Below are 24426 nucleotides of genomic sequence, written 5' to 3'. Positions count from 1 at the left end.
CAGGATGCAGCAGCCGTGAGGACCGTGCTGGTGCTGGGTGGCACCGGGGAGGCCCGCGAGCTCGCCGGCGCCCTCACCGGCGAGCTGGTCGGCGTCCGGGTGATCTCCTCGCTCGCCGGCCGGGTGAGCGCGCCGCGGCTGCCGCCCGGGGAGGTGCGCGTCGGCGGGTTCGGCGGGGTGCCGGGCCTGGTCGCCTACCTGCGCGCCGAGCGCGTCGACGCGGTCGTGGACGCCACCCACCCGTTCGCGGAGCGCATCACCGCCAACGCCGTGGCCGCCACCGCGGAGACGGGCACGCCGCTGCTCGTCCTGCGCCGCCCGCCGTGGCCGCCGCAGGAGGGCTGGACCTACGTGGACGACGCCGCCGCGGCGGCCGCGGCGGTGCGGGGCCGGCGCGCCCTGATCACCACCGGCCGCCGGGAGTTGGCCCACTTCACCACCGGCGTGGCCCGCACCGTCGACCCGCCCGACGACCCGGCCCCCGGCCTGACCCTGGTCCTCGACCGCGGCCCCTACACCGTCGAGGGCGAGCTGGCGCTGCTGCGCGAGCACGCCGTCGAGGTCCTGGTCACCAAGGACAGCGGCGGCCCGATGACGGCCGCCAAGCTGACCGCGGCCCGTCACCTCGGCCTGCCGGTCGTCGTGGTGCGCCGCCCGCCCGCGCCCGACGCGCCGCTGGTCGAGACGGTCGCGGAGGCCGTGGCCCGGCTCACCGGGGGTAGCGGCGCGGGGTGAACACCGCGCCGCGCGCGGTCCACCGGGTCTGCGAGGAACCGACCAGCAGCAGGCACCGCATGTCCACGGTGGACGCGTCGAGGTCGGCCAGGCGCACCACCCGCACCTCCTCCTCCGGACCGCCCACGTCACGCCCGATCACCACCGGCGTGTCCGGGGACCGGTGCCGCAGCAGCACCTCCCGCGTCGACTCCACCTGCCAGGTCCGGGTCTTCGACGCCGGGTTGTAGAGGGCCAGCACCAGGTCCGCCCGCGCCGCCGCCTCCAGCCGCCCCTCGATCACGTCCCACGGCTTGAGCCGGTCCGACAGCGACACCACGCAGTAGTCGTGCCCGAGCGGCGCGCCCACCCGGCTGGCCACCGCGTGCGCCGCGGTCAGCCCCGGCAGCACGCGCACCGGCACGCCCGCGAACTGCTCCTCGTCCGCGACCTCCAGCACCGCGCTGGCCATCGCGAACACGCCCGGGTCGCCGGACGAGACCACCGCGACCCGCCGCCCGCGCCTGGCCAGGTCCAGGGCGAACGCGGCCCGCTCGGACTCCACCCTGTTGTCCGAGGCGTGCACCCGCTGCCGCGGCCCGGCGTTGACCCGGTCGAGGTACGTCACGTAACCCACCAGGTCGTCGGCCTCGGTCAGCGCCCGCCGCGCCTCCGGCGTCAGCCACTCCGGCCCGGCCGGGCCGAGCCCGACCACGACGACCTCGCCGACGGCCTCCCGCCGCCGCTGACCCTTGCTGGGCAGCAGCGCCAGCGAGAAGTAGGGCACGCTGTCGGCGTCCACCTCGGACAGCGGCGCGGTGCGCTGCCCGCCGGTGGTGGCCCGCTCCACGTACCACGCCCCGTCCAGCCGGCCGGTCCGCTCCAGCGCCGCCCGCACCTGCGGGAAGGTCCGGCCCAGCTTCACCACCGCCACCGGGTCGCCACCCGACAGGTGCTCCACCAGCGCGTCGGCGGGCAGCGTGCCCGGCAGCACGGTCAGCACCTCGTCCCGCTCCACCAGCGGCCGCCCGAGCACCGCCGCGCCCGCGCTCACCGACGTCACCCCGGGCACCACCTCGGCCTCGTACCGGTGCGCCAGCCGCTTGTGCAGGTGCATGTAGGAGCCGTAGAAGAACGGGTCGCCCGCCGCCAGCACGACCACCACGCGCCCGGCGTCCAGGTGGACCGCCAGCCGCCGGGCGCACTCCTCGTAGAAGGCGTCCATCTCGCCCTGGTAGTCGTCCGAGTCCTCGGTCGTCACCGGGTAGACCAGCTGCTCCTCGACCTGGCCCGGCCGCAGGTACGGCGCGGCGATCCGGCGCGCCACGCTCCGGCCGTGCCGCGCGCTGTGGAACACCACCACGTCCGCCTCGGAGATCAGCCGCGCCGCCTTGACGGTCACCAGCTCCGGGTCCCCCGGACCCACCCCGACCCCGTAGAGCTTGCCGGTCATTCTTCCTCGCTCGCGATCGCGTTGACCGCCGCGGCGGTGATGGCGCTGCCGCCCCGCCGCCCGCGCACGACCAGGTACTCCAGACCCAGGCGGTTGTCCGCCAGGGCGTCCTTCGACTCGGCCGCGCCGATGAAGCCGACCGGCACGCCCAGCACGGCCGCCGGTGTCGGCGCGCCCGCGGCGATCAGGTCCAGCAGGTGGAACAGGGCCGTGGGGGCGTTGCCGATCGCCACCACCGCGCCGGCCAGCCGGTCGCCCCACAGCTCCAGCGCGGCCGCGCTGCGCGTGTTGCCGATCCCCGCGGCCAGCGCGGGCACCCCGGGGTCGTCCAGCAGGCACAGCACCTCGTTGTCGGCGGGCAGCCGCCGCCGGGTCACGCCCGAGGCCACCATCCGCGCGTCGCACAGCACCGGGGCGCCGCCCAGCAGCGCCTCCCGCGCCGCGCGCACCACGTGCGGCGAGAAGTCCACGTCGTCGACGAGGTCGACCATGCCGCACGCGTGGATCATCCGGACCACCACCCGCGCCACGTCCGCGGGGAACCGCCCGAGGTCGGCCTCGGCCCGGATGGTGGCGAACGACCGGCGGTAGATCTCCGCGCCGTCCCTGACGTAGCTGGTCACCTGATCTCCTCGTACCCGTCGCCGGTGGCGACGAACTCCACCACGTCCCCGGCCGGTCGCCCGCACCGCCGGGCGCAGCCCGACCAGTGCGCGCGGCCCGCGTGCGGCGTGCCGACCCACCGGGTGACATCGGCCCGCACGTCGCTCAACGACTTCGCGCACCCCGGCCGCCCGGCGCACGCGCTCACCCCGTGCCACGGCGAGTCGGCCGAGGTGAACATCCCTCCCACGTCCGTGCCCACCGGCACGACCACGCTCCGCCACGGCGTCACCCGGACGGGAACCCCGGCCAGCAGCCGGGCGTCCCACCGCCCCAGCGGCACCCCGGCGACGACCGCGGACCCGACCGGGCCCGGCGCCACGGGCGTCACCAGGGCGGGCAACCGCTCCTCGCCCGCGCCGCCCAGCGCATCGGTGATCTTCCCCACACCGCCGTCCACTTCGGACAGCCGCCAGGCCGTACCGCGCAGTTCCCGGAACAGCCGCGCGGCCGTCACCACCGCCGCCACCGGGTCGTCCACCCGCACCCCTGAATCGACCCCGGCCAGGAACAACGCGTCACCGACCAGCCCGACGTCACCCGCCAGCCCGCTGACCCCGTGACCGACAGTGACCAGGAACCGGCCGGGCAGGTCCGCCAGCTCCGGGACCGCGCACAGCGCCGCGTCGACCGCGTCGACCAGCGCCTGGTTGTCCGCCAGCGGGTCGGCGACGATGTTGCGCACCCGCTCGTGGGTCGCCGAGGGCAGCAACCCGGCCTCGCGCAACCGGCTCCCGAGTTCCGGCTCGGCCCCGTCGGCCAGGCCCCTGAGCTGCACGTTCGCCCGCGAGGTCAGCTCCAGGAAGCCGTCGCCCAGCTCCACCGCCGCGCCCCGCAGCACGTCCACCTGGCGGGCGCTCAGCGTGCCGCCCGGCACCCGCACGCGCGCCAGCCCGCCGTCGGCGGCGCGGTGCACCTCGACGGCGCCGGGGCAGGCGTCCGGGCGATCCCGATCGGTGGACATGGGCTGGATGCTAAGCCACCAACTAGTGTGACTTCCGAACGGCGAAGCAACAGGAGGAAGCCGGTGCGAACCCGGCGCGGTCCCGCCACTGTGACCGGGAGTGGTTCCCGGGAGTCAGGAACTCCGCCCGCCGAACCCTACGACCTGGGGCGAGGACCCCCGAGGGATGGAGCCCGCACGTGATCCTGCTGCTGTCGACCTCCGACACGGACCTGCTGTCCGCCCGCGCGAGCGGCGCCGACTACCGCCTGGCCAACCCGGCCCGCACCGCCCCCGACGACCTGCCCGACCTCCTGCGCGACGTGGACCTGGTCGTCGTGCGCATCCTGGGCGGCCGCCGCATGTGGGAGGAGGGCCTGGACGCGCTGCTGGCCGGTCCGCGCCCCGTCGTCGTGCTGGGCGGTGAGCAGCACCCCGACGCCGAGCTGATGGAGCTGTCGACCGCCCCCGCCGGCGTCTGCGCCGAGGCCCACGCCTACCTGGCCCACGGCGGTGCGACCAACCTCGCCCAGCTGCACCACTTCCTGTCCGACACGGTCCTGCTCACCGGCCACGGCTTCAGCGCCCCGGAACCGGCCCCCACCTGGGGGTTGCTCGACCGCGAGCGGCGGGGCACCGGCCCCACCGTCGCCGTTCTGTACTACCGGGCCCACCACGTGGCCGGGAACACCGCCTTCGTGCACGCCCTGTGCGACGCGATCGAGGCCAAGGGCGGCACCCCGCTGCCCCTCTTCTGCGCCTCCCTGCGCTCCGCCGACGAGGGCCTGCTGGCCGAGCTGCGCAAGGCCGACGCCCTCGTGGTCACCGTCCTGGCCGCCGGCGGCACCAAACCCGCCACCGCCTCGGCGGGCGGCGACGACGACGCGTGGGACGTGGGCGCCCTGGCTGCCCTCGACGTCCCGATCCTCCAGGGCCTCTGCCTGACCACCAGCCGCGCGGCCTGGGACGAGAACGACGACGGCCTGTCCCCGCTGGACACGGCCACCCAGGTCGCGATCCCCGAGTTCGACGGCCGGATCATCACCGTCCCGTTCTCGTTCAAGGAGGTCGACGAGGACGGCCTCACCGTCTACGTGGCCGACCCCGAGCGCGCCTCCCGGGTGGCCGGCCTCGCCGTGCGCCACGGCCGGCTCCGCCACGTCCCGCCGGCCCGGCGCCGCGTCGCGGTCATGCTCTCGGCCTACCCGACCAAGCACTCCCGCATCGGCAACGCCGTCGGCCTCGACACCCCGGCCAGCGTGGTCCGCCTGCTCGCCGAGCTGCGCGACCGCGGCTACGACATCGGCGACGACCTGCCCGGCGTGGCGAACCAGGACGGCGACGCCCTGATCCACGCCCTCATCGCGGCCGGCGGCCAGGACCCCGACTGGCTGACCGAGGAGCAGCTGCGGGGCAACCCCGTGCGCCTGCCCGCGACCCGCTACCGGTCCTGGTACGACACGCTCCCGGAGGACCTCAGGGAGGGCATGGAGCGCCACTGGGGCGAGGCCCCGGGCACCCTCTTCGTGGACGGCTCCGACATCGTCCTGGCCGCCCTGCGCTCCGGCAACGTCGTGGTCATGGTGCAGCCGCCGCGCGGCTTCGGCGAGAACCCCATCGCCATCTACCACGACCCGGACCTGCCCCCGAGCCACCACTACCTGGCCGCCTACCGCTGGCTCGAGGAGGAGTTCCGCGCCGACGCCGTGGTCCACGTGGGCAAGCACGGCAACCTGGAGTGGCTCCCCGGCAAGACCGCCGGCATGTCGGCGTCCTGCGGCCCCGACGCGGCCCTGGGCGACCTCCCGCTCATCTACCCGTTCCTGGTCAACGACCCGGGGGAGGGCACCCAGGCCAAGCGCCGCGCCCACGCCACCCTGGTCGACCACCTCGTGCCCCCGATGACCCGCGCCGACAGCTACGGCGACATCGCCAGGCTCGAACAGCTCCTCGACGAGCACGGCGCCATCGCCGCGATGGACCCGGCCAAGCTCCCCGCCGTCCGGGCCCAGATCTGGACCCTCATCCAGGCCGCCAAGCTGGACCACGACCTCGGCCTGGAGGACCGCCCGCACGACGCCGAGTTCGACGACCTCCTGCTCCACGTCGACGGCTGGCTGTGCGAGATCAAGGACGTCCAGATCCGCGACGGCCTCCACGTCCTCGGCCAGGCGCCCACCGGGGAGGCCCGGGTCAACCTCGTCCTGGCGATCCTCCAGGCCCGGCAGATGTGGGGCGGGCAGACCGCCGCCCTGCCCGGCCTGCGCGAGGCCCTGGGCCTGGACAGCACCGACCGCGCCGCCACCGACCGGGTCGAGGCCCAGGCCCGCGCCCTGGTCCAGGCCATGGAGGACACCGGCTGGGACCGCGCCACCGCCCGCACCCTCACCGAGGACCCGGATGTGGCGAGGATCCTGGAGTTCGCGGCCGACGAGGTCGTCCCGCGCCTGGCCCGCACCACCGACGAGCTGACCAACGTCCTGCACGCCCTGGACGGCGGCTACGTCCCCGCCGGCCCGTCCGGCTCCCCGCTGCGCGGCCTGGTCAACGTCCTGCCCACCGGCCGCAACTTCTATTCCGTGGACCCCAAGGCCGTCCCGTCCCGCCTGGCCTGGGAGACGGGCCAGGCCATGGCCGAGTCCCTGCTCGCCCGCTACCGCGAGGACACGGGGGAGTGGCCGCCCTCCGTCGGCCTCTCCGTCTGGGGCACCAGCGCCATGCGCACCGCCGGCGACGACATCGCCGAGGTGCTCGCCCTGATGGGCGTCCGCCCCACCTGGGACGACCAGTCCCGCCGCGTGACCGGCCTCGAACCGATCCCGCTCGCCGAACTCGGCCGCCCCAGGATCGACGTCACGGTCCGCATCAGCGGCTTCTTCCGCGACGCGTTCCCCCACGTCGTCGCCCTGCTCGACGACGCGGTCCAACTGGTCGCCGACCTCGACGAGGCCCCCGCCGACAACTACGTCCGCGCCCACACCCGGGCGGACCTGGCCGAGCACAACGACCGCCGCCGCGCCACCCTGCGCATCTTCGGCAGCAAGCCGGGCGCCTACGGCGCGGGCCTCCTCCCGCTCATCGACAGCCGCAACTGGCGCGACGACACCGACCTGGCCGAGGTCTACGCGGTCTGGGGCGGCTACGCCTACGGCCGCGACCTCGACGGCGCGGAAGCCCGGACGGACATGGAGACGGCCTACAAGCGCATCGCCGTGGCCGCGAAGAACATCGACACCCGCGAACACGACATCGCCGACTCGGACGACTACTTCCAGTACCACGGCGGCATGATCGCCACGGTCCGCGCCCTGACCGGGAGGGCCCCGGCCGCCTACATCGGCGACAACACCCGCCCGGAGAACGTCCGGACCAGGACCCTCCACGAGGAGACCAACCGGATCTTCCGGGCCCGGGTGGTCAACCCCCGCTGGCTCTCCGCGATGCGCAAGCACGGTTACAAGGGCGCCTTCGAACTGGCCGCGACCGTCGACTACCTCTTCGGCTACGACGCCACCACCGGCGTGGTCGCGGACTGGATGTACGAACAACTGGCCGCCACCTACGTCATGGACCCCGAGAACCAGAAGTTCATGACGGAATCCAACCCCTGGGCCCTCCACGGCATCGCCGAACGCCTGCTGGAAGCCGCCAACAGGGGCATGTGGGAACACCCGGACCCGAACACCCTGGAAGCGCTGCAAGCCATCTACCTCCAGACCGAGGGCGACCTCGAAGAAAGCTGAGAAAAGGCAAACCGCACCCCCGACCGACAACCAAAACAAAGGCTGCCGCGCTCGTCCTCTCCCGTATGGCCTGGGCGCAGCCCCACCACGCTTGTCCAGGGGTGTCGCACGCTTTTCGCGACACCCCTGGACAAGCGTGGTTGCCTCTGGCAGGTCATGCGGGAGAGGACGAGCCCGAGCTCTTCCCCCTCCTGGCGGCCTGCCGTGCGGCGAGCTGCTCTTAATCTTGTGAACCCATCTTGATCGTGAACCAATATCGGTTCACGAGCGACGCTCGCCGCTGGGCAGACCTCCGGGGGAAAAGCCGCCGGCTCGTGTTCCCCCGCATGGCCTGCCAAAGGCAACCGCGCTTGTCAAGGGGGCGTCGCGAAAAGCGTGCGACACCCCCTTGACAAGCGCGGTAGGGCTGCGCCCAGGCCATACGGGGGAACACGAGCCGGCCCGCGGTTCGACAAGCGCGCGATGTCCGTGGTTGGTCCTGTGTGGAGTGCGTGTGTGAGTGCCCGGCGAGCGCGCATGATCGCGTGACACGGATCTGCAACAGATCGACAACTGAGACGGCAACGGGGAAGTCGGGAGTCGTCAACGTGGGACTCTGGGGTCTGGAACGCGGAACTCGCAGGTCGGGGCCCCGCGCTTCGCGGTAGGGGTAAACCGAGAGTGTCCGACCGGTCTACGGATGGTGCCTGAACGGACCATCCACGACCCCGCTAGCAGAATCGTTCCAGCGGCGCAAATGTCGCAACGTCGGTAACAGCGCGGACACGGGAGCTTGACACAACTCCGTGGTGCGAACCACACTCCCCCAAAACCTGGGAGCGCTCCCAGAACGTTCACCGCCGATCAACTGAGGAGTTCTCGTGCGCTACCGTCGAGCGGGCTTGGCCAAGGCAGTGGCCTGCACCGCAGTGGTCGCCCTGGCCGCCTCGGCCTGTGGCTCGGGTGGTTCCACCACCACCTCCGATGGCAAGACCGTGCTGACGGTCGCCACGTTCAACGAGTTCGGCTACGAGGAACTCTTCAAGGAGTACGAAGCCGCCAACACGAACATCAAGATCGAGCAGCGCAAGACCGGTCAGGGCGCGCCCCACCACCAGAACCTGTTCACCAAGCTGGCCGCGGGTTCCGGTCTCGCCGACGTCGAGGCGATCGAAGAGGGTTACCTGGCCCAGGTCATGTCGAAGTCGAGCCAGTTCGAGGACCTGAAGGAGATCGGCCCGTCCGATGTCCGCGAGGACCGCTGGCTCCAGTGGAAGGTCGACGCCGTCACCACCAAGGACGGCAAGCTGATCGGCTACGGCACCGACATCGGCCCGCTGGCCATGTGCTACCGCAAGGACCTCCTGGAAGCCGCGAACATGCCGTCCGACGCCGAGGGCGTCAAGGCGCTGTTCGAGTCCTGGGACACCTACTTCGCCGCGGGCGACCAGTACGTGAAGGCCACCGGCAAGGCGTGGTTCGACTCCGCCTCGCAGGTCTTCAACCCGATGCACAACCAGGAGAAGGTCGGCTACTTCGACCAGGACGACAAGCTCGCGATCGAGAGCAACAACGACAAGAAGATCTTCGAGCAGGTCTCCGCGGCCGTCCAGGGCGGTCAGTCCGCCAAGCTCGTCGCCTGGAGCGACGAGTGGAAGCGCGGCTTCAAGGAGTCGGCGTTCGCCACCAAGGTGTGCCCGTCGTGGATGCTGGGCGGCATCCGGGACAACTCCGGCCCCGACCACAAGGGCAAGTGGGCCGTCAGCGCCACCTTCCCCGGCGGCGGCGGCAACTGGGGCGGTTCGTACCTGAGCGTCCCGAAGCAGGGCAAGAACAAGGCCGAGGCCGCCAAGCTGGCCGCGTGGCTGACCGCGCCCGAGCAGCAGATCAAGGCGTTCACCGCCAAGGGCACCTTCCCCAGCCAGACCCAGGCCCTGATCTCGCCCGAGCTGCTGAACCAGACCGACGAGTACTTCGGCGGCGAGAAGGTCGGCCTGCTGTTCGCCGAGCAGGCCAACAAGGTCCCCGCGGCCCAGTACAAGGGCCCGGAGGACGGCACCATCCAGGAGACCGTGCTCTCCCCGGCGTTGCAGGCCGTCGAGCAGGGCACCGCGCCGGCGGACGCGTGGAACACGGTCCTCGAGGGAGCCAAGAAGGCTGCCAAGTAATGACGACCGAATTGACGGTCGCGAGCGGGCGGGGCGCCGAGCCCCGCCCGCCGCGGCGCGAAGACAACGATGACAACGCCCCCGCCAAACTGAGCTGGCGATATCGGCTGACGCGGTTCGACGTCAAGTTCTCGCCGTACCTCTACATCGCGCCGTTCTTCGTCGTGTTCGGCATCGTGGGCCTTTTCCCGCTGCTCTACACCGCCTACATCTCCCTGTTCGACTGGGAGCTGGGCGCCGACGAACAGCCGTTCGTCGGCATGGAGAACTACACCACGCTGTTGGCCGATTCGCAGTTCTGGAACGCGATGGTCAACACGCTGAGCATCTTCGTGCTCTCCAGCGGTCCCCAGGTGGTCGTGGCGGTGCTGCTGGCCGCCCTGCTCAACACCGCGCTGCGCGGCCGGACCGCCTGGCGCATGGGCGTGCTGCTGCCCTACGTGGCGAGCCTCGTCGCCCTGACGATCATCTTCGCGAACCTGTTCGGCCCCCAGTACGGCATGATCAACAGCCTGCTGGAGTTCGTCGGGCTGGAGCGGATCGACTGGCAGGCGGAGCGGTGGTGGAGCCACGTCGCCATCGCCACCATGGTCAACTGGCGCTGGACCGGCTACAACGCCCTGATCGTGCTCGCCGCCATGCAGGCCATCCCGCGCGACATCTACGAGGCGGCCTGGGTGGACGGCGCGAGCAAGGTGCGCCAGTTCTTCAGCATCACCCTGCCGCTGCTGCGCCCGACGATGATCTTCGTGGTGGTCACCTCGACCATCGGCGGCCTCCAGATCTTCACCGAGCCGAAGCTGTTCGCGCCCGCGGGCAGCAACAACGGCGGCGCCTCGAACCAGTACCAGACCGTCGTGCTCTACATGTACCAGTCCGGCTTCCAGAACTTCGACCTCGGCTACGCCTCCGCGATCGCCTGGGTCCTGTTCCTGGTCATCATCGGGATCGCCGGCGTCAACTTCCTCATCACCAGGCGACTCGCATCCTCCGGAGGGTCATGATGGCCGTCATCCACGGGAGCCCGCCCGTCGTCGCGCGACCGCCGGACAAGCGCCGGCGCGCGGGCGCCGGCAAGGGCACCCTGTCCGACCGCCGCCCCGGCTTCACCGTCTACGGGATCCTGATCGCCTTCATCCTGGGCTCGGCCTTCCCGTTCTACTGGTCGTTCGTGGTGGCCAGCCACAACGACTCGGAGATCACCGGCGACCCGCCCCTGATCCCGGGCGGGAACTTCTTCATCAACGCCGGCCGGGTGCTGGACACCATCCCGTTCTGGCAGGCGCTGGGCAACAGCATCATCGTCTCCGGCACCGTCACCCTGTCGGTCGTCGTCCTGTCGACCCTGGCCGGATTCGCGTTCGCGAAGCTGCGCTTCAAGGGGCGCGGCCCGCTGATGGTCTTCGTGGTCGCCACCCTCGCCGTGCCCACCCAGCTCGGCATCATCCCGCTCTACATGACGATGGCGGAGTTCGGCTGGTCCGGCACCCTCGGCGCGGTCATCATCCCCAACCTGGTGACCGCGTTCGGCGTGTTCTGGATGCGCCAGTACATCGCCGACGCCGTGCCCGACGAGCTGATCGAGGCCGCCCGCATGGACGGTTGCAGCATGATCCGCACGTTCTGGCACGTGTGCCTGCCCGCGGTTCGCCCGGCGGCGGCCATGCTCGGCATCTTCACGTTCATGATGTCGTGGAACGACTTCCTCTGGCCGCTGATCGTGCTCGACCCGGCCAACCCGACCATGCAGGTCGCCCTGGAGAAGCTCCAGAGCGGCTACTACGTCGACAACACGCTCGTGCTCGCCGGGACCACCATGGCCACGGTCCCGATCTTGATCGTCTTCCTCGTACTCGGTCGGCAGATCGTCGCCGGGATCATGCAGGGTGCTGTGAAGGGGTAGCTGTGGAGTCGATTTCCTTTCCCGAGGGATTCGTGTGGGGCGCCGCGACCGCGGCGTTCCAGATCGAGGGCGCGACCACCGCGGACGGTCGCACCGCGTCCATCTGGGACACGTTCTGCCGGACGCCGGGCGCGGTGGTGGGCGGTGACACGGGTGACCCCGCCGCCGACCACTACAACCGCGTCGACGAGGACGTCCAGCTGATGGTCGACCTCGGGCTGCACGCGTACCGGTTCTCCACCGCGTGGCCGCGGATCCGCCCCGACGCGGGCCGGGTCAACCAGGCGGGCCTGGACTTCTACTCCCGGCTGGTGGACAGGCTGCTGGAGAAGAACATCACCCCGTGGCTGACCCTCTACCACTGGGACCTCCCGCAGACGCTGGAGGACGAGGGCGGCTGGGCCAACCGCGACACGGCGTACCGCTTCGCGGAGTACGCCGAGTCGGTCGTGGGCGCGCTGGGCGACCGGGTGTCCAACTGGACCACGCTGAACGAGCCGTGGTGCTCGTCGCTGCTCAGCTACGCCGCCGGCGTGCACGCCCCGGGCCGCCAGGAGCCGGAGGCCGCCGTCGCCGCCGTGCACCACCTGCTGCTCGCCCACGGGCTGGCCACCGCCGCCATCCGCGAGCAGACGCCCGACGCCAAGATCGGGATCACGCTGAACATGTACCCGATCATCCCGGCGGACCCGGACGACCCGGCCGACCTGGACGCCGCCCGCAGGCTGGACGGCCTCCAGAACCGGATCTTCCTCGACCCGGTGTTCAAGGGCGAGTACCCGGCCGACATCGTCGCGGACCTGGAGCCCTACGGGTTCTCCAAGCACATCCGCGAGAACGACCTGGAGATCATCTCCGCGCCGCTGGACCAGCTGGGCGTCAACTACTACGCCGAGCACTTCGTCAGCGGCACCCCGGACCCCGAGCCCGCCGAGGCGCCGGTCCAGACCAACGGACGTCGCCCGACCGGGTCACCCTGGGTGGGCGCCGAGCACGTCACCTTCCCCAGTCGGGGCCTGCCGCGCACCGACATGGACTGGGAGGTCGAGCCGAACGGCCTCTACAAGGTGCTCAAGCGGGTGCACGAGGACTACCCGAGCATCCCCCTGTACGTGACCGAGAACGGCGCCGCCTACCGCGACGCCTTCGAGGACGACGGCTCGATCAACGACGTGGAGCGCCGCGACTACATCGAGTCCCACCTCCGGGCGGCCCACGCGGCCATCCGGGAGGGCGTCGACCTGCGCGGCTACTTCGCGTGGTCGCTCATGGACAACTTCGAGTGGGCCGAGGGTTACGCCAAGAGGTTCGGGATCGTGCATGTCGACTACGACACCCAGGTGCGGACCCCTAAGATGAGCGCCATGTGGTACTCGCAGGTTGCCCGTGGCAACGCTCTCACGGCGACGGTCGCTCCGTGACCGATGCCGTTGAACCACCCAGGGCACGACGACCGAACACCCGGCTAGAGGAGGTCGCTCGTGCCGCCGGGGTGTCCAAGTCGACCGTGTCCAGGGTGATCAACGGCGAACCGTACGTGAGCTCCAAGGCGCGCGAGGCCGTCCACCTGGCCATCACGCAGCTCGGCTACAGCCCCAACCAGGCCGCCCGCACGCTCGCCGGCAGCCGGGCGAACTGCATCGCCCTGGTCGTCTCCGAGCAGGGCAGCCGGGTGCTGGCGGACCCGTTCTTCGCCGGCGTGCTGCGCGGGGTGAACGCCGAGCTCGCGGGCAAGCGGGTCCAGCTCGTCCTCATGATGAGCAAGGAGGGCGACGAGCAGGACCTGGTGAACTACCTCTGCGGCGGCCACGTGGACGGCGTGCTGGTGATCAGCCTGCACGGCCAGGACCCGCTGCCCCGCACGCTCGCCGACGCGGGCCTGCCGACCGTCGTCGGCGGCAGGCCCCTCGGCGCGGGCGGCGTGCCCTATGTGGACTCCGACAACTTCAACGGGGCCATGGAGGCGGCGCGCTACCTGGTCTCGCTGGGGCGCGAGCGGATCGCCACCATCGCCGGTCCCCGGGACATGGCGGTGGGCATGGACCGGCTCTCGGGGTGGAAGCGCGGCATCAGCCAGGCCCGGATGGACGCCGACCTGGTCGCCTACGCGACGGACTTCACCCCGGAGAGCGGCGCGGCGGCCATGGCCGACCTGCTCCGGCGGGAACCGGCGCTGGACGCGGTGTTCGTGGGCGCCGACATCATGGCCCTGGGCGCCCTCCAGACCCTGCACGCGCACGGCAAGAAGGTGCCCGACGACGTGGCCGTGGTCGGGTTCGACGACCTGATGATCGCCTCCACCGCGGTGCCGCCGCTGACCACGATCCGCCAGGACGTGGAGCAGCTGGGCCGCACCATGACGTGGCGGTTGATGGCGGAGCTGGCGGGGGAGGAGAACCTGCCGCCCTTCCTGCTCCTGCCGACCTCGATGGTCACCCGCGCGAGCGCCTGAGCACGACCTCCGCGAACCGGCCGGCGGCACGTCCGTCGGCTGGTTCCGCGCGTTCCGGATCCTTTGCCGTTTTGTCCATCTTATGCCGCGGGTCCTGTTCGAGTCGTCCTTCGATCGCGTGAAATCTTTCGTTCACGGAACATCACTCGAACGGTCTAGCCAGGGGTCTTGCTGAGGGTCGATCCAGCCGGCTACCGTCGCCTGACAACGATCTGGGAGCGCTCCCAGAACCGGGTGGTACCGGGAGCGCCCCGAGTGCGAACGCCGCGGCCCGGGCACCACCGGGATCCGCCCCGGTAGGGCGGCGGCGTCCGCGCACCCCTCCCCGAAGAGCCCGGGAGGAGGCGGACACCTCTCGCCCCCGCCTCCTCCCGCCCCGCGCAAAGGAGCGCAGGCACGATGGCAGCCACCTCGGCGCGGTACCCGGGCCTCCCCGGCGGCCGCGGGCGCCCGGACCCGGGCAGCGGGCTCGGCCGGAGGCTGCTGGCCCTGACCTCCGCGGTCCTCGCCGCGTTCGGCCTGGTCGCCGTCGCCAGCGCGACCGGCCCCGGCGCCCGCACCCCCCGCGTGGACGCCTCCTCGGTGGCGGAGGTCGTGCAGGAGCACCACTGGCGCAACGCGGAGATCGCGGGCGGCGGCTTCGTGCCGGGCATCGTGTTCAGCCGGGCCGAGAAGGACCTGGTCTACGCCCGCACCGACATCGGCGGCGCCTACCGGTGGGACCAGGGCGCCGGCCGCTGGACCCCCCTGCTCGACTGGGTCGGCTGGGACCGGTGGGGCTACAACGGCGTGGCGAGCATCGCCCCCGACCCCACCGACGCCGAGCGGGTCTACGCCGCGGTCGGCATGTACACCAACAGCTGGGACCCGAACAACGGCGCGGTCCTGCGCTCGGCCGACCGGGGTCGCACCTGGCAGGTCGCCGAGCTGCCGTTCAAGCTCGGCGGCAACATGCCCGGCCGGGGCATGGGGGAGCGGCTCGCGGTCGACCCGAACGACGGCCGGGTGCTCTACCTCGGCGCGCCCAGCGGCCGGGGCCTGTGGCGCAGCACCGACCGCGGCGTCACGTGGTCGCAGGTCACGGCCTTCCCGAACCCCGGCAACCACGTCGCCGACCCCGACGACTCCACCGGCTACTCCAGCGACGTCCAGGGCGTCGTCTGGATCACCTACGACCCGCGCTCGTCCTCGCCCGGCAGTCCCACCAGGACCCTCTACGCGGGCGTCGCCGACAAGGACAACACCGTCTACCGCAGCACCGACGCGGGCGCGACGTGGACCCGGCTCGCGGGCCAGCCCACCGGTTACCTCGCCCACAAGGGCGTGCTGGACACCACCGGCGGCTTCCTCTACCTGGCCACCAGCGACACCGGCGGCCCGTACGACGGCGGCAAGGGCGACGTGTGGAAGTACGACACCGCCACCGGGGACTGGGCGCTGATCAGCCCGATCCCGTCGTCGAGCCCTGACGCCCACTTCGGCTACAGCGGCCTGACCGTCGACCGGCAGGACCCCGACACGCTGATGGTCGCCAGTCAGATCTCCTGGTGGCCGGACGTCGTCCTCTTCCGCAGCACCGACGGCGGCGCCACCTGGACCCGGGCCTGGGACTACACCGACTACCCCGAGCGCAGCTTCCGCTACCGGATGGACATCGGCTCCGCGCCGTGGCTGAGCTGGGGCGCGGACCCGCGGCCGCCGGAGGTCGCGCCGAAGCTCGGCTGGATGGTCGAGTCGCTGGAGATCGACCCGTTCGACTCCGACCGGATGCTCTACGGCACCGGGGCGACCGTCTACGGCACCACCGACCTGCGCAGGTGGGACGAGGGCGGCCAGATCACCGTCAAGCCGACCGCCGCCGGCCTGGAGGAGACCGCGGTGCTCGACCTGATCAGCCCGCCCACCGGGGACGCGCCGCTGATCAGCGGCCTGGGCGACGTCGGCGGGTTCCGGCACACCGACCTCACCCGGGTGCCGCCGATGATGTTCACCCGGCCGAACTTCACCACCACGACCAGCCTGGACTACGCCGAGGGCAACCCCGCCGTGGTGGTCCGCTCCGGCAACGTCGACGACCAGCCGAACGTGGCGTTCTCCACCGACGGGGGCGCGAACTGGTTCCCGGGCGCCGAGCCGGGCGGCGTCACCGGCGGCGGCACGGTCGCGGCGGCGGCCGACGGCGGCCGGTTCGTGTGGTCGCCGGCGGGCACGGGCGTCCACCACTCGGTGGGCTTCGGCACCTCGTGGGCGCCGTCCGCGGGGGTGCCGGCGGGCGCGGTCGTCGAGGCCGACCGGGTGAACCCGGCCACGTTCTACGCCCTGGCCGGCGGGCGCCTGCACACCAGCACCGACGGCGGCGCGACGTTCACCGCGGGCGCCGAGGTCGCGGGGGCCACCAGGCTCAAGGCCACCCCCGGCCACGAGGGCGACGTCTGGGCGGTCGGCGAGGGCGGCCTCTACCGCTCGACCGACTCCGGCGCCACCGCCAGGCGCAACAGCCACGTGGGCCGGGGCGTGAACATCGGGTTCGGCAAGGCCGCGCCCGGCCGGACCTACCCGACGATCTTCGCGGTGCTGACCGTGGGCATCGGCGTGGACGGCGTCTTCCGGTCCGAGGACCCGGGCCACGAGGGGGTCGGCTCGGGCTGGATCCGCATCAACGACGACGCCCACCAGTACGGGAACGCGGGCGAGGCGATCACCGGGGACCCGAGGGTCTACGGGCGCGTCTACCTGGGCACCAACGGCCGCGGCATCCTCGTGGCCGACCCGGGCGGCCCGGTCGTGACCACCCACCCGTGGCCGCCGTCGACCACCACCACCACGACCACCACGACGACGACCACCACGTCTCCGCCGGCCGCGTGCTCGGTGGAGTACCGGGTCGTCAACCAGTGGGGAGGCGGCTTCACCGGCTCGGTGAAGCTCACCAACCGGGGACCGGGCGCCGTCACGGGCTGGGACCTCGGCTGGTCGTTCGCGAACGGTCAAAAGATCACCAACAGCTGGAACGGCAGGGCGACCCAGTCGGGCGCGGCCGTCTCGGTGACCAACGAGGGATGGAACAGGACCGTGGCCGCGGGTGGCTCGGTGGAATTCGGTTTCCAGGCGAGCTGGCAGGGCAGCAACGTCACACCCACCGGCTTCACCCTGAACGGCAGGACCTGTTCGACCGCCTAGCGGGCCCTCGTTGCCCGGGGACGCGGCCGCCCGATCCAGGGGTCGCGCCACCGGGTCGGCAGGACCGCACCGGCGCTCGCCGCGAACAGCAGTACCCCTCCACCCGGAGCGTGCCGGACGCACCCGGTGGGAGGGGATCGCGGCGCCGGTGCGGTTCTGGCGTTTCCTCGGCCTCACCCGGTCGCGGCCTGGCCTCGCTCGGTCGCGGCCTGGCATCACCCGGTCGCGGCCTCCACACCACGGGCCGTCACCGCCGCGGCCCTCCACACCGGCCGTCCCCGGCCGGTCACCGGTCGCGGCTCAGCGGCACGGGCGGCGGTACTCCAGCGCGCCGACGGCGGCCACGTACTGCTGCCACTCCTCGCGCGTGATGTCCGCCTCCACCAGCTCGCACATCTCCCGCCGCGCCACGTCGAAGTCGAACTCCCAGTCGCGGAACGTGCCGTCCGCCCTGGTCGTCACCAGCCGCGTCGGGTCCTCGTCGAACGACACCCCGGAGATCCGGTCGGTGCGCCCGGCGATCCGGCCCTGCTCCACCGGCCGGGTCCGGTCCGCCAGGCTCCACAGCGCCACCTTGTCGTCCTTGCCGACGGTGGCCAGCGCCAGGCCGTCGCGGCGGAACCCCAGGGCGCTGATCGCCTCCGGGTGCGCCTTGCGCGACCACAGCTCACGCGGCGCCCACCGGTTGGTCCGGTCCCAGACCCGCACCTTGCCGCTCGGGAAGCCGACCGCGAGCGTGCCCGCGTCCGGGGTGAGCGCGACCGACGAGATCGCCTCGCCCAGCGGCTGCTCGCCGATCCGCTTGGGCTGGTCGAGGTCGGTCAGGTCCCACAGCCGGATGACGCCCATCTCGTCGTAGGTGATGACCACGTTCCCGGCGGGGCTGAACGCGATGCCGTCCAGCCGGTGGTCGTGGCCGATCAGGCGCGACCGCTTGACCGGGCGGTTCGGGTCCGTCCAGTCCCACACCACCACCTCCTTGATCTCGGAGACGGTGACCACGATCCGCGCGCCGGGGTTCATCGCGATCCGCACCACGGGGAAGTCGAAGGTGTGCGCGACCACCGGGTCGATCGCGTCGGTGGTGTTCCAGACCGCTGCCTCCCGGTTGCGCAGGGTGGTGGCGAACGCCTGCGACACGGAGTTCTCCGCGGTCGAGGTCACCACCAGGTCGGGCACGTCGCGCGCGGTGACGCTGCGGTACTGGTCGAGGGCCGGGACCGGCACCCGGTCGGTGGGCAGCGGCGTGCCGTCCGGGCTCAGGCCCCCGGCGAAGGTCGACCGGCTGACCATGTCCTTCCCGCTCGCCGCGTGCGCGCTGAGCACGCCGTCGCGCAGGGCGTCGGTGGGGTTGAGCTGGTGGGCGGCGATGGCGAGCTGGTCGGCCAGCCGGGGGTCGCTCGCGCGCAGCGCCTGCGCCTGGTTGGCGACGTACCAGGCGGCCGACGAGCGCCAGCCCTCCGCGGCCTCGTTCTGCGCCCGGACGGCGTAGACGCCCGCGCCGCCCGCGCACACCAGCAGCACGGCCAGCAGCGCGACGAGCTGCCGCAGCCGCCGGGTGCGGCGGTGGGCGGTGTGCCGCTCGCGGTCGCGGGCCTGGCCGCTCTCGGCCAGGAAGTCCCGCTCCCGGGCGCTGGTGCGCACGCCGTCGCGCCGCGTCCACTCCAGGGCCGTGTCCAGCCGGGTGCCCCGGTACAGCGCGTCCGGGTCGCGGCCCAGCGACTCCCAGGTGGCGGCGGCCTCGGTGAGCCGGCGCAGCGTGCGCAGGCCCTCGCGGTCCTCGGCGAGCCAGCCGCGCAGCCGGGGCCAGGAGCGGATCAGCGCCTCGTGCGCGATCTCCACGCAGTCCCGGTCCAGGGTGAGCAGCCGGGCGTGGGCGAGCCGGTCGAGCACGACGTCCAGGTCCGGGTCGGCGTCCAGCTCGGCGCGCGGCAGCCGCCGCTTGGTGTCCTCGGTGCCGTCGCCCAGCGCGGTGAGCCGCAGGAACACCTGCCGGGCCAGCTCGCGCTGCTGCTTCTCCAGCGAGGTGAAGGTGTGCTCGGCGGTCTGCGCGATGGCGTGCTGGATGCCGCCCGCCGCCTCGTACCCGGCCAGCGTCAGCGCCTTGCCGCGCCGGCGGCGCCAGGTCTCCAGCAGCGCGTGCGACATGAGCGGCAGCACGCCCGCCTGGCCGGTGGCGTCCGCGATCAGCCGGGAGACCAGGGCGGTCTCGACCGTGCAGGACGCCTTCGCCGCGGGCTGCATGACGACCTGGCGCAGCTCCTCCGGACCCATCGGCCCGAGCAGCAGCTGGCCGTCGGTGATGGCGCCCACCAGCGCCGGGTGCTGCGCGCAGTGCCCGTAGAAGTCGGCGCGCACGCCCACCACGACCCGGCACGGCGCGGTCAGCAGCGCCTCGACGAACGCGGTCCGCTGGTCGGCGTCGGGGCAGAGGGTGAAGACCTCCTCGAACTGGTCCACGACCAGCAGGTCCACGTCCAGGTCGAGCAGCTCGGCGCGGACGTCCAGCTCACCGGGGGTGGTCACCACGACGCGGCCCACGACCCGCGGCACCAGCCCGGCGCGCAGCAGCGAGGACTTGCCCGCGCCGGAGGCGCCGAACACCGCGACGAACCGGCGCGCCGCGATGCGCTTCTCCAGGTCGTCGAGCAGGTGGTCGCGGCCGAAGAACCACTCGGCGTCCTCGGTGCCGTAGGCGGCCAGCCCCGCGTAGGGCGGGCAGGCCGCGTCCCGGCCGGTGTCCTCGCCGGGCAGCACCTCGGCGGCGACCCGGCGCCAGCGGTCCTCCCACTCGGCCACGTCGCCCTCGCAGGCGCGCACGTACGCCAGCGTCACGGCGAGCGTGGGCAGCCGGCGCCCGCCGGCCGCGTCGGACAGGGTGGTGGCGGAGTAGTGGGCGCGCGCGCCCAGCTGCCGGTAGCTCTGGCCCCCGGCCCGGTCGCGCAGCGACCTCAGCTCCGCGGCGAACCTGAGCAGCGGGCTGTCGCCGACGTCCAGCGGTCGCTCTCCACGCGGCACCGGGTCACCCCCTGGTCGTGTCCCCGGCCCTCGGCGTCCGGAGTGGCGTCCAGGCTGTCAGAACGTGACCTCGCGCACCTCCCCATCGCGGGTACGCATCCGGGTGATGACTTCGGGTGCGCGGCAGGTCACGCACCGCACGCGCCCTACCTGCGCACACGTGCCACCACGGCCCGTCCCACCACGATGTCCAGATACCGAGAACGGCCCGCCGGGCTACGACCAACCCACCCCAACGCCCACGAACGTTGAACTCACCTGACCTGAACGTACGACACGCCCGACCTGAACGTACGACTCGCGAGCCCTGAACGTACGACTCGCGCGAGTCGTACGTTCGTGACCCGCGAGTCGTACGTTCAGGACACCCGAGTTCAGCGTTCGGGACGCCTGGTTGGTGGTGACGCCCTGGTGGGGTCGGGTCAGGTCAGGGCTGAGGTGACGTAGGGGTCCGGGTCGGCGAGGATGGCGCGGACCGCGCTGCCCGCCGCGCCGCGGACGGCGGCCTCGGCGCCCAGGGAGGACGCGCAGATGCGGACGGGGGACCACTCGGCGCTCACCACGCGCCGGTCCAGCTCGGCGCGCAGGGGGTCGCGCAGCCACGGTTCCAGGCGCGCGTAGGTGCCGCCCAGCACGACCGTGGGCAGGTCGAGGAGGTTGACCGCGCCGGCCAGCGCCACGCCCAGCCAGCGGGCGGCCGAGCGGACCGCCGTGGTCGCGGCCTTGTCCGCCGAGGCCAGCCGGGTCAGCAGGTCGTCGACGCCGGACACGCCCGCCGCCCGGACGATCTCGTCCTGCCCGGCCAGCCGCTCCAGGCAACCGCGCGAGCCGCACCCGCAGCGCGGGCCGCGGGGGTCCACCGACAGGTGCCCGATCTCGCCGCCGAACCCGGACACGCCCTCGAACAGTCCGCCGCCGACCACGATGCCCGCGCCGATGCCGATCTCGCCGGAGATGTGCACGAAGTCGGTGGGCACGTCCCCGTGCCACAGCTCCGCCAGCGCGGCCAGGTTCGCCTCGTTGGCCACCAGCACCGGCACGTCCAGGTCCATCCGCCGGGTCAGCTCGCCCCGCACGTCGACCTCCCGCCAGCCCAGGTTCGGCGCCACCCGCAGCGTGCCGCCCGCCACCTCGACCAGGCCGGGCACGGCCACCCCGACCCCGCCGATCGGCACGTCCTCGGCCAGCGCGGTGCGCACCGCCGCGGCGACCTTGGCCAGCACGCGGGCGGGGGAGGAGGCGCGGTTGTCGCTGGGCCGCACCCACCGCGCCCGCACCCGCCCGGTCAGGTCGACCAGGCACGTGGCGAGGTAGTCGACCCCGACCTCCACGCCCAGGCCGTGGGGCCCGGTGGGCGACAGGTGCAGCGCCGTGCCCCGCCGGCCGGGCCCGGAGCGCGCCTGCGCCTCGCCCTCGGCCACCAGGCCCGCGCCGATCATCCGGTCGACCAGGCTGGACACGGTGGCCTTGGTCAGGCCGGTGCGGGCGGCCACGGCCGCGCGGGACGAGCCGGGCGCCTCCCTGATCGTGTCGAGCACCAGGGCGGAGTTGTGCCTGCGCACGGTGTGCTGGCTCGCCGGCCGGGGTCGGGACACCACTGGATACTAGCCGCTCCGTGAGATAAGTTTAGGCATCAAACTTATTGGAGGTGCTCTCGTGGCGGACAAGTTCAGCTTCGGCCTGTGGACGGTGGGCTGGCAGGGTCGTGACCCCTTCGGCCACGCCACCCGCCCCGTCCTGGACGCGCCGACGGCCGTGCGCAAGCTCGCCGAGCTCGGCGCGTGGGGCATCACGTTCCACGACAACGACCTGATCCCGTTCGACGCCGACGCGGCCGAGCGGGACCGGCGGGTCTCGGACTTCCGCGCCGCGCTCGACGAGACCGGCTTGGTGGTGCCGATGGTCACCACCGACCTGTTCCAGCACCCGGTGTTCAAGGACGGCGGCTTCACCAGCAACGACCGCGGCGTGCGCCGGTTCGCGCTGCGCAAGGTGCTGCGCAACCTGGAGCTGGCCGCGGAGCTGGGCGCGGAGACCATCGTCCTGTGGGGCGGTCGGGAGGGCTCCGAGGTCGACGCGGGCAAGGACGTGCGCGTCGCCCTCGACCGGTACCGGGAGGCGCTGGACACCATCGCCCAGCACTCCGAGGACCAGGGCTACGGCCTGAGGTTCGCCCTGGAGCCCAAGCCCAACGAGCCGCGCGGCGACATCCTGCTGCCGACCATCGGCCACGCCCTGGCGTTCATCGGCGAGCTGGAGCACCACCGGCTGTTCGGCGTGAACCCCGAGGTCGGCCACGAGCAGATGGCCGGGCTCAACTTCGTGCACGGCATCGCCCAGGCGCTGTGGCAGGGCAAGCTCTTCCACATCGACCTCAACGGCCAGAAGGGTCCGCGCTACGACCAGGACCTGGTCTTCGGCCACGGCGACCTGCTGTCCGCGTTCTTCCTGGTCGACCTGCTGGAGCACGGCGGCTACGAGGGCCCGCGCCACTTCGACTACAAGCCCCTGCGCACCGAGGACATCGACGGCGTGTGGGCCAGCGCGGCGGCCAACATGACCACCTACAAGCTCCTGCGCGAGCGGGCCGCGGCGTTCCGCGCCGACCCCGAGGTGCAGGAGGCGCTCACGACCAGCGGCGTCTACGAGCTGGCCGAGCCGACCCTGTCCGAGGGCGAGTCCATCGCGGACTTCATCAAGGGCGACGACGTGGACGTGACCGCGGCCGCGGAGCGCGGGTACGGGTTCGTGCGCCTGTCGCAGCTGGCGCTGGAGCACGTGCTGGGCGCGCGCTGATGGCGCTCGTCGCGGGCGTCGACTCGTCCACCCAGTCGTGCAAGGTCGTGGTGCGCGACGCGGACTCCGGCGCCCTGGTGCGGGAGGGGCGCGCGGCGCACCCGGCGGGCACCGAAGTGCACCCGGCCGCCTGGTGGGACGCCCTCCAGGCGGCCATCGCCCAGGCGGGCGGCCTGGACGACGTGGCCGCGGTGTCGGTCGCGGCGCAGCAGCACGGCATGGTCGTGCTGGACGAGGCCGGCGAGGTGGTGCGTCCCGCGCTGCTGTGGAACGACACCCGCTCCGCGGGCGCGGCGGCCGACCTGACCGCCGAGCTGGGCGGGCCGTCGGCGTGGGCCGAGGCCGTCGGCAGCGTGCCGGTGGCCTCGCTCACCGTCACCAAGCTGCGGTGGCTGGCGCGGCACGAGCCGGAGTCGGTGGCCCGTACCGCGGCGGTCTGCCTGCCGCACGACTGGCTGACGTGGAAGCTGGCCGGCGGCACCTCGCCGGACACCCTGACCACCGACCGCAGCGACGCCAGCGGCACGGGTTACTGGTCACCGTCCACTGAGGACTACCGGCCGGACCTGCTGGAGCTGGCGCTCGGTCGCGTGCCGCGCCTGCCGCGCGTGCTCGGCCCGGCGGAGCTGACCGGCGGCCGCTTCGGCGCGGGCGCGGGCGACAACGCGGGCGCGGGGCTGGGCGTGCAGATGCGCCCCGGCGACGTGGTCGTGTCCGTCGGCACGTCCGGCACGGCGTTCGCCCGCTCGCCGCACCCGGTGGCGGACGGCACGGGCATCGTCAACGGCTTCGCCGACGCGGAGGGCGGTCACCTGCCGCTGGTCTGCACGCTCAACGCGTCGCGGGTCCTGGACGCCACCGCGGCCGTGCTGGGCGTGGACCTGGACACGCTGTCGGACCTGGCCCTGAGCGCCCCGGTGGGCGCCGACGGCCTGGTCTTCGTCCCCTACCTGGAGGGCGAGCGGACGCCGAACAAGCCGGACTCGACCGGCGCCCTGCACGGCCTGCGGCTGGGCAGCATGACCCCGGCGCACCTGGCGCGCGCCGCGGTCGAGGGCCTGCTGTGCAGCCTGGCCGACGCCATCGACGCGCTGGTGGCGGTGGGCACCCCGGTGTCCCGGGTGCTGCTCATCGGCGGCGGCGCCCGGTCGGCCGCCGTGCAGCGGCTCGCGCCCGCCGTGTTCGGCTGCCCGGTGCTCGTGCCGGCGCCGGGCGAGTACGTGGCCGACGGCGCCGCGCGGCAGGCGGCGTGGGCCGCGGGAGGTGCGGCCGAACCGCCGCACTGGTCCTCGCTGGAGGCCGCGCTCGTCGAGGCCGACCCGTCGCCCGGGGTGCGCGAGCGCTACGCGGCGGCGCGGGAGTTGACCGTCGACCGCTGAGCGTCGACCGCGTCGCGGGGCCGGGGTTCGGGGGG

General features: G+C 72.9%; 15 protein-coding genes and 1 riboswitch. Of the genes, 10 read left to right on the top strand and 5 right to left on the bottom strand.

Annotated features, from left to right (window positions below; all coding sequences use genetic code 11):
* Window positions 1–15 precede the first annotated feature (15 nt).
* Window positions 16–735 (top strand): cobalt-precorrin-6A reductase, encoded by a 720-nt coding sequence (locus ACFP3R_RS29775; protein WP_380640730.1) that lies wholly within the window; start codon window positions 16–18, stop codon window positions 733–735.
* Here ACFP3R_RS29775 and cobJ read toward each other — a convergent pair.
* The 3 genes from cobJ to ACFP3R_RS29760 are packed head-to-tail and all read right to left on the bottom strand — an operon-like array spanning window position 710 to window position 3794.
* Window positions 710–2167 carry a precorrin-3B C(17)-methyltransferase gene (cobJ, locus tag ACFP3R_RS29770; RefSeq protein ID WP_380640728.1) on the bottom strand — a complete coding sequence of 486 codons (1458 nt, stop codon included), beginning with the start codon at window positions 2165–2167 and terminating at the stop codon, window positions 710–712. The two genes, ACFP3R_RS29775 and cobJ, sit on opposite strands and share 26 nt — an antisense overlap.
* Window positions 2164–2790 (bottom strand): precorrin-8X methylmutase, encoded by a 627-nt coding sequence (locus ACFP3R_RS29765; protein ID WP_380640726.1) that lies wholly within the window; start codon window positions 2788–2790, stop codon window positions 2164–2166. The genes cobJ and ACFP3R_RS29765 overlap by 4 nt, the downstream gene beginning before the upstream one ends.
* Window positions 2787–3794 carry a hypothetical protein gene (locus ACFP3R_RS29760; protein WP_380640724.1) on the bottom strand — a complete coding sequence of 336 codons (1008 nt, stop codon included), beginning with the start codon at window positions 3792–3794 and terminating at the stop codon, window positions 2787–2789. Before ACFP3R_RS29760 ends, ACFP3R_RS29765 begins: the two co-directional genes overlap by 4 nt.
* Window positions 3795–3847: 53 nt before the next feature.
* A riboswitch (cobalamin riboswitch) is annotated at window positions 3848–3918 on the top strand.
* A 55-nt stretch (window positions 3919–3973) separates the two neighbouring features.
* On the opposite strand from ACFP3R_RS29760, the gene cobN reads away from it, so the two are divergent.
* From cobN to ACFP3R_RS29725, 7 genes are all read left to right on the top strand, one after another.
* On the top strand, window positions 3974–7516 hold the full coding sequence (gene cobN, locus ACFP3R_RS29755; protein WP_380640722.1) for a cobaltochelatase subunit CobN: 3543 nt from the start codon (window positions 3974–3976) through the stop codon (window positions 7514–7516).
* A gap of 860 nt (window positions 7517–8376) precedes the next feature.
* A complete protein-coding gene (locus ACFP3R_RS29750; RefSeq protein WP_380640720.1) occupies window positions 8377–9663 on the top strand; it encodes an ABC transporter substrate-binding protein in 1287 nt (428 codons plus the stop codon).
* Entirely contained in the window at window positions 9663–10667 is a 1005-nt protein-coding gene (locus ACFP3R_RS29745) for a carbohydrate ABC transporter permease (RefSeq protein WP_380640718.1), read from the top strand. Before ACFP3R_RS29750 ends, ACFP3R_RS29745 begins: the two co-directional genes overlap by 1 nt.
* On the top strand, window positions 10664–11566 hold the full coding sequence (locus ACFP3R_RS29740; RefSeq protein WP_380640716.1) for a carbohydrate ABC transporter permease: 903 nt from the start codon (window positions 10664–10666) through the stop codon (window positions 11564–11566). The genes ACFP3R_RS29745 and ACFP3R_RS29740 overlap by 4 nt, the downstream gene beginning before the upstream one ends.
* An 11-nt stretch (window positions 11567–11577) precedes the next feature.
* On the top strand, window positions 11578–12987 hold the full coding sequence (locus ACFP3R_RS29735) for a GH1 family beta-glucosidase (RefSeq protein ID WP_380640791.1): 1410 nt from the start codon (window positions 11578–11580) through the stop codon (window positions 12985–12987).
* Complete coding sequence (locus ACFP3R_RS29730; protein WP_380640714.1) at window positions 12984–14018, top strand: LacI family DNA-binding transcriptional regulator; 1035 nt, start codon at window positions 12984–12986, stop codon at window positions 14016–14018. Before ACFP3R_RS29735 ends, ACFP3R_RS29730 begins: the two co-directional genes overlap by 4 nt.
* A gap of 399 nt (window positions 14019–14417) precedes the next feature.
* Window positions 14418–17198, top strand: a complete 2781-nt coding sequence (locus ACFP3R_RS29725; protein WP_380640712.1) for a cellulose binding domain-containing protein — start codon at window positions 14418–14420, stop codon at window positions 17196–17198.
* Window positions 17199–17498: 300 nt separating this feature from the next.
* On the opposite strand, the gene ACFP3R_RS29720 is transcribed toward ACFP3R_RS29725, so the two are convergent.
* Together ACFP3R_RS29720 and ACFP3R_RS29715 are read right to left on the bottom strand one after the other, a co-directional pair.
* Window positions 17499–20216, bottom strand: a complete 2718-nt coding sequence (locus ACFP3R_RS29720) for an nSTAND1 domain-containing NTPase (RefSeq protein ID WP_380640711.1) — start codon at window positions 20214–20216, stop codon at window positions 17499–17501.
* A gap of 422 nt (window positions 20217–20638) precedes the next feature.
* Window positions 20639–21811 (bottom strand): ROK family protein, encoded by a 1173-nt coding sequence (locus ACFP3R_RS29715; RefSeq protein ID WP_380640709.1) that lies wholly within the window; start codon window positions 21809–21811, stop codon window positions 20639–20641.
* 61 nt (window positions 21812–21872) lie between these two features.
* Here ACFP3R_RS29715 and xylA point away from each other — a divergent pair, with 61 nt between their 5' ends.
* Both xylA and ACFP3R_RS29705 read left to right on the top strand, forming a co-directional pair.
* Entirely contained in the window at window positions 21873–23012 is a 1140-nt protein-coding gene (xylA, locus tag ACFP3R_RS29710; protein ID WP_380640707.1) for a xylose isomerase, read from the top strand.
* Entirely contained in the window at window positions 23012–24391 is a 1380-nt protein-coding gene (locus tag ACFP3R_RS29705; RefSeq protein WP_380640705.1) for a xylulokinase, read from the top strand. Before xylA ends, ACFP3R_RS29705 begins: the two co-directional genes overlap by 1 nt.
* Window positions 24392–24426: the final 35 nt, after the last annotated feature.

The sequence above is a fragment of the Saccharothrix lopnurensis genome, assembly GCF_042658445.1.
GTDB classification, from domain to species: Bacteria; Actinomycetota; Actinomycetes; order Mycobacteriales; family Pseudonocardiaceae; genus Actinosynnema; species Actinosynnema lopnurensis.
Note: the sequence above shows the minus strand (reverse complement) of the source record. Positions and strands in the feature narration are given on the sequence as shown.